The organism is Mycolicibacterium palauense, assembly GCF_002592005.1.
Classification (GTDB): domain Bacteria; phylum Actinomycetota; class Actinomycetes; order Mycobacteriales; family Mycobacteriaceae; genus Mycobacterium; species Mycobacterium palauense.
Map to the genome: position 1 here is coordinate 1 of NZ_NVQF01000153.1, position 6,006 is coordinate 6,006.

General features: G+C 68.4%; 5 protein-coding genes. 2 read left to right on the top strand and 3 right to left on the bottom strand.

The genetic code is table 11. The features are described from left to right. The 3 genes from CSR00_RS29010 to CSR00_RS29020 form a co-directional block, all read right to left on the bottom strand. Window positions 1-702, bottom strand: a 702-nt coding sequence (locus tag CSR00_RS29010) for an FtsB family cell division protein (RefSeq protein ID WP_141564527.1), incomplete at its 3' end; no start/stop codon positions are given. A 62-nt stretch (window positions 703-764) separates the two neighbouring features. Next, window positions 765-2,054 (bottom strand): phosphopyruvate hydratase, encoded by a 1,290-nt coding sequence (eno, locus tag CSR00_RS29015; RefSeq protein WP_099025819.1) that lies wholly within the window; start codon window positions 2,052-2,054, stop codon window positions 765-767. 134 nt (window positions 2,055-2,188) lie between these two features. Then, window positions 2,189-2,920 carry a lytic transglycosylase domain-containing protein gene (locus tag CSR00_RS29020; RefSeq protein WP_099025820.1) on the bottom strand — a complete coding sequence of 244 codons (732 nt, stop codon included), beginning with the start codon at window positions 2,918-2,920 and terminating at the stop codon, window positions 2,189-2,191. Window positions 2,921-3,140: 220 nt separating this feature from the next. Between CSR00_RS29020 and efeU the strand changes: the two genes are divergently transcribed. Together efeU and efeO are read left to right on the top strand one after the other, a co-directional pair. Then, a complete protein-coding gene (gene efeU / locus CSR00_RS29025; RefSeq protein ID WP_141564528.1) occupies window positions 3,141-4,736 on the top strand; it encodes an iron uptake transporter permease EfeU in 1,596 nt (531 codons plus the stop codon). Then, window positions 4,696-5,952 carry an iron uptake system protein EfeO gene (efeO, locus tag CSR00_RS29030; RefSeq protein ID WP_176562330.1) on the top strand — a complete coding sequence of 419 codons (1,257 nt, stop codon included), beginning with the start codon at window positions 4,696-4,698 and terminating at the stop codon, window positions 5,950-5,952. Before efeU ends, efeO begins: the two co-directional genes overlap by 41 nt. Window positions 5,953-6,006: the final 54 nt, after the last annotated feature.

A 6,006-nucleotide genomic window follows, 5' to 3' on the forward strand; every position in this document is an offset into this window, starting at 1 on the left:
TTTGTTGTCGAAGGTGGGGGGGTGGCGGAGATCTGCACCGGGGGGAGCGTCGGGAGAGTCAGAGGTGTATGAGAGACAGTACCAGGGCCCGGTGGGTGCCGACAGCTCGGGGGCGGCCGCCGGGTCGTCCGGTGTGGCCCCCGACGGCGGCAGCTGCACCTGGTAGGGGATGTCGCCGGGCATCACGAAACCCAGCCGTTCGCGCGCCTGGGCGGCGATGAAGACCGGGTCGGCGAGCTTGGCCTTCTGCTCCTCCAGATCGGCGATCTGGGCCCGCAACGCCTCCTGGGTCGCCTTGAGCTGCTTCATCTCGGTGCGCTGCGCGAAATAGGTGCGCACCGGTCCGGCGATCGTCAGGGTCAGCACGCAGATCACCGCCGCCAGGATCGCCGCGCGGCGGGCGGTGAAGCCCATCCGCTGCTCCGAGCGGGTCTCGGCGTTGATCAGGATCGACCGGCGGATGGGTTCGATGACCGCGGGTAGCTCCCGGCCCCCGCCGGGAGCTGCCGACTCGTCGGCCGGCTCCGCGCCACCGGGGTGGTCGGCGGCGGATGTCTCGTCGGTCCTGTCCTGAGCGGAGGCCGCGCCGGTGCCCGACGACGGGGCAGCCGAGCGCCGCCGCCGGGTCTTGGACTCCCCGGTGCGGCCCGGACGCGACGTCGGGGAGCGCCGCTTGGGGTCGGGCCGTTTCGCATCGGACATCGTCGTTGCAGACTACCGGCTGCCGGCCCGGCGGCCGGTTTCCCCGCCGCCGGGGTGCGCGCCTACTTGCCGTCCGGCACGTAGCGCGGGAACGCCAGGTCACCGGCGTAGCGGGCGGCGTCGCCGAGCGCATCCTCGATCCGCAGCAGCTGGTTGTACTTGGCGACGCGCTCGCTGCGGGCCGGGGCGCCGGTCTTGATCTGGCCGCTGCCCACCGCGACGGCCAGGTCGGCGATCGTGGTGTCCTCGGTCTCCCCGGAACGGTGGCTCATCATGGTCTTGTAGCCGGCGTTGTGGGCCAGCGACACCGCGTCGAGCGTCTCGGTGAGCGTGCCGATCTGGTTGACCTTCACCAGCAGGGCGTTGGCCGCGCCCTTCTCGATGCCGTCCTCGAGGCGTTCGGGGTTGGTGACGAACAGGTCGTCGCCGACGATCTGGATCTTGTCGCCGATCGCGGTGGTCAGCGCCACCCAGCCGTCCCAGTCGTCCTCGGAGAGCGGATCCTCGATCGACACCAGCGGGTAGGTGCCCAGCAGCTCGGCGTAGAAGGCGGCCATCTCCTCGGCGCTGCGGGTCTGCTTCTCGAAGGCGTAGCCGGTGCCCGCGGTGTAGAACTCGGTGGCGGCCACGTCGAGGGCCAGCGCGACGTCGCTGCCCAGGGTGAAACCGGCCGACTCGATGGCCGATCCGATCAGGTCCAGCGCCGCCCGGGTGCCCGGCACGTCGGGGGCGAAACCGCCCTCGTCGCCCAGACCGGTGGACAGCCCCTGCTTCTTCAGCACCGACTTCAGCGTGTGGTAGACCTCGGCACCCCAGCGCAGCGCCTCCTTGAAGCTGGGCGCGCCGATCGGGGCGATCATGAACTCCTGGACGTCCACCCCGGTGTCGGCGTGGGCGCCGCCGTTGAGGATGTTCATCATCGGCACCGGCAGGATGTGCGCGTTGGGCCCGCCCAGGTAGCGGAACAGCGGCAGGGCCGCGCTGTCGGCGGCCGCCTTGGCCACCGCCAGCGACACCCCCAGGATCGCGTTGGCGCCCAGCCGCGACTTGTCCGGGGTGCCGTCGAGGTCGACCAGGGCCTGGTCGACGAGGCGCTGGTCGTCGGCCGAGAGCCCGATCACCGCCGGGGCAATCTCGTCGAGCACCGCCTCGACGGCCTTCTCCACACCCTTGCCGCCGTAGCGGGAGCCGCCGTCGCGCAGCTCGACCGCCTCGTGTTCGCCGGTGGAGGCACCCGAGGGCACTGCGGCCCGCGCGAAGGTCCCGTCCAGCAGCGCGACCTCGACCTCGACGGTCGGGTTGCCCCGGGAATCGAGGATCTCGCGGGCGCCGACCTGTTCGATGATGGGCACGGAAGTCTCCTTAGCGTCGGGAGGACGTGGCGTTGCGGTCATCAGCCTAAATGCTGGGCGCCGGGCCCGCCGAGGCTGTCGCCCACCTCGTGCCCCCGCCCCTCGACGGCCGGTCGACCGCCGGTTACCCGAGCCTAGAGCGGATGCCCCTCGGCGTAGGCGGTGGCCCAGTCCCGCACCGTGCGCGCGTACTGGTCGGAGTAGTTGTAGGCGCGCAGGGCGGCCATCCAGCCGCGCGGCGTGGACAGGTCCTTGCCGCGCCAGCACAGGTATCCCGCGGCGCTCAGCGCCGCGTCGTCGATGTTGTCGGGGCTGATCACCCCGTCGTTGTTGGCGTCGACCCCGTAGAGCCGCCAGGTCTCGGGGATGAACTGCATCGGCCCCATGGCGCGGTCCATGTCCTTGTCGCCGTCCAGGTCGCCGGCGTCGGTGTCGGGGATGTGCAGGTTGCCCGAGGTGCCGTCGAGCCGGACCCCCCGGATGGGCGGGGTGACGTCGCCGTTGGGGGCGCTGACCGAACCCCGGTAGGTGCCGTGGTGGCTTTCGACCATCCCGATGCCGGCCAGCGTCGGCCAGGTCAGCTTGCAGTCCGGGTTCTCCACCTGGGCCACCCGCGCCGCATAGGCGTAGGCCTCCAGCGCGGTGACCGGGATACCCAGCTTGGGGGCGCGCTCGGCGGCCCACTCGTGCAGCTGGTCGGCGGGCCGGCCCTTGGCGTAGGTGTCGATCGCCGGCACCGGGTCACCGGCCGGCGGGGGCACCCCCTCGGGAATGGGGGTGCCCAGTTGCCACGAACAACTCGAGGCCATGAGCAGAGCCGTCGCACCTACAACCGCGGCGGCCCTGAGCCAGCTCTTCGGCGACAACAGGACTCCCTACAACCCACACCGGTCGAGACCATCGTCCCACGCGTCCCGGGCCATCTGGCCCGATACCGGAAGCCCAATGGTGGTAGGTCGTGTCGCGGACAGGAATGCTAAAGTTAGCAAAACCTAAGTATGGCAAGCCAAAGCTAATGCTCGCGGCCGGTTCGTGAGCCCCATGCCGAGGCCGACCCGCCGACGCAGCCGATGATTGGGGAACGAGATGCAGGGCATCTTCGTTGGCACCTTCCTCATCGGGCTGAGGGAAGGTCTGGAAGCGACCCTCATCGTCAGCATCGTCGGAGCGTTCCTCAAACGAAACGGCCGTTCGGTACGCCCCATGCTCGCAGGAGTCGGGCTTGCTGTCGCGATCAGCATCGCCGTCGGCGTCGCCTTGAGTCTGCTGTCGGAGAGCCTGCCTCAGAGGCAGCAGGAAATGCTCGAGACGGTCGTCGGCGCGATCGCCGTGGTGTTCGTCACCACGATGATCATCTGGATGAATCGCAACGCCGCTCAGATGAAGGGCGAACTGGAACGGGAAGCGCAGCAAGCGATCACCGCCGGTGGCTCACTCGCGTTGGCGACCATGGCATTTCTCGCGGTGCTCAAGGAAGGTTTTGAGACTTCGGTTTTCCTGCTGGCCGCCGCGCAGGCTTCCGGTGGGAGTCGTTGGTGGGCCGTATCCGGCGCCACCGCGGGTATCGCCACGGCAATCGCCATCGGCGTGGGCATCTACTACGGCGGGCTCAAGCTCAACCTGTCGCGGTTCTTCCGGATCACCGGCGTCTTCCTGGTGCTGATCGCCGCCGGCCTCGTGGTCAGCACTCTGCGCACAGCCCATGAAGCGGGCTGGATCAACATCGGCCAGGAGCGGGTCTTCGACTTCTCGGCCTGGATGTCGACGCGCTCCGTGCTGGGTGCCGTCGTCACCGGGGTGTTCGGCATACCCACGGACCCGCGCCTGATCGAGGTGCTCGGTTGGGTGCTCTACACCGTTCCCGTGCTGATCGTTTTCCTCTGGCCGGCGCAGCTGGTGGCGGGGCCTCGTGCTCGACGGCGCCTGCTCTTGGGAACCGCCGCGGTGATCGGCGTGAGTGCCGTCGCCCTGGCGGTCTTCGTTCCCAGTGGCGGTGCGCTGCCCGGACCGACACGCGTTGCCACGGCCGACGAAGGACCCGACGAAGTACACAGTCTGATCATCACTCTGCATCGCGACCACGACACCCGGCTGCTCTCCGTCCCCGGCGCACCGGGGGTCACACTCGAGGCCGCCGGCACACAAGTCATCGATGGTGTGCCGGTGGAGGTATGGCAGGCGAGAGTTCCCGCCGACCCCGGTATGGCATCGGGAACCGTCTCCCTCGATGAGCTCGCCCAGCTCGCCGGCGGGCGTCTACCCGTTGGGCTGGGCGCAGCACGCACCCCGGGTCCGTTCGATGCGCAGTGGAGCGCGAGCATCGTCTACAACGTGTTGTCCCACGGCGATGCATTGGTGCACGCCGAGGCGGTCAGCACCCGTATCGCCACGCTGCAGGGCACGGGCATCTCCGGAGCCAAGACCGTCAGCGTCGGCAGTCTCTCCGACGACTGGTCGACGGCCAGCAGCGAGGACCAGGCCGTGATCGATCAGATCGCCGGCGCTGCGCAGGACAAGGCCGAACACCTCCTGTGGAAAGCGTGGCTGCCCGTGCTGCTGGCACTGGGCGCCGCCTGCATCGTCTACTCCGCTCTGCGGAAAGGGTTCACTCCCGATGGAAAAGAAAGGACGCAACCACACCATGGTGCAGAATCCAAACAAGACCGGCTCGCCACGCCTTAGCGGCTGGCTGGCCGGCCCCGCCCTGATCGCCGGCGTCGCGGTCGTTGCCGCTGCATGTAGTTCAAGCGGCGACAGGACCAGCAGCGACACCACGGAGCCGTCGGGCAGCAACGGTATCTCCGCGGTCAACATCACCCTGGACAACGAGGGCGGCAAGGACACCTGCAACCTCGACAGCGCCAGCGTGCCGGCCGGGCCCGTCACGTTCACCGTCGCCAACAAGACCGCACCCGGGATCACCGAGGTCGAACTGGTCAAGGACCAGCGGATTCTCGGCGAGAAGGAAAACCTCGCCCCCGGCCTGGATCCGGTTTCGTTCACCGTCACCCTGGATGGCGGCGACTACCAATTGTACTGCCCCGGAGCGGAAACCGAGTTCGTCGACTTCACGGTGACCGGCCAGGCCGCACCCAAACCGACCGGCTCGACACAGACCATCCTGGACCAGGGCACCAAGGACTACTCGACGTACGTGGTCGACCAGATCAGCCAGCTCGACGCCGCCGTGAAACAGCTGGACGCAGCCGTCCAGGCCGGCAATGTCGAGGAAGCCAAGCAGGCCTACGCGAAGGCCCGCCCCTACTACGAGCGGTCCGAATCGAGCGTTGAAGGGTTTGTGCTGCCCGGCTTCGCCGTCGACGACAACGCCGGCAACCTCGACTACCTGATCGACATGCGCGAGTCGACCCCGGTGGACGAGAAGGTCGGATGGAAGGGCTTCCACGCCGTGGAACGTGATCTATGGGGCGGTGGCATCACTCCCGAGACCAAAGCTCAGAGCACGGAGTTGGTCGGCAACGTCGGCAAGCTTGTCGAGGTTGTCGGGACCCTGCAGTACAAGCCGGAAGACCTCGCCAACGGCTCGGCCGATCTGCTCGAGGAGGTGCAGAACACCAAGATCACCGGCGAAGAAGAGCAGTTCAGCCACATCGACCTCGTGGATTTCGCCGGCAACGTCGAAGGGTCACAGCAGGCGTACGCGGCATTGCGACCGGGCCTGGAGAAGATCGATCCCACCCTCGTCGCCCAGATCGACGAGCAGTTCAGGACGGTGCAGACCACCCTCGACGACTACCGCGACCCGACTGCGCTGGGCGGATTCGTGCTGTGGACCCCGGAGCTGCAGGCAACTGACGCGCCCAAGCTGACGGCCGTGATCCAGCCCCTCCACGACAGCCTTTCCACGATCGCCCAGAAAGTTGTCGCAGGAGGCTGACATGGCCACGGGAGACGAACACCAACCGTCCCCGCAGGACACCCCCGAGGCGGC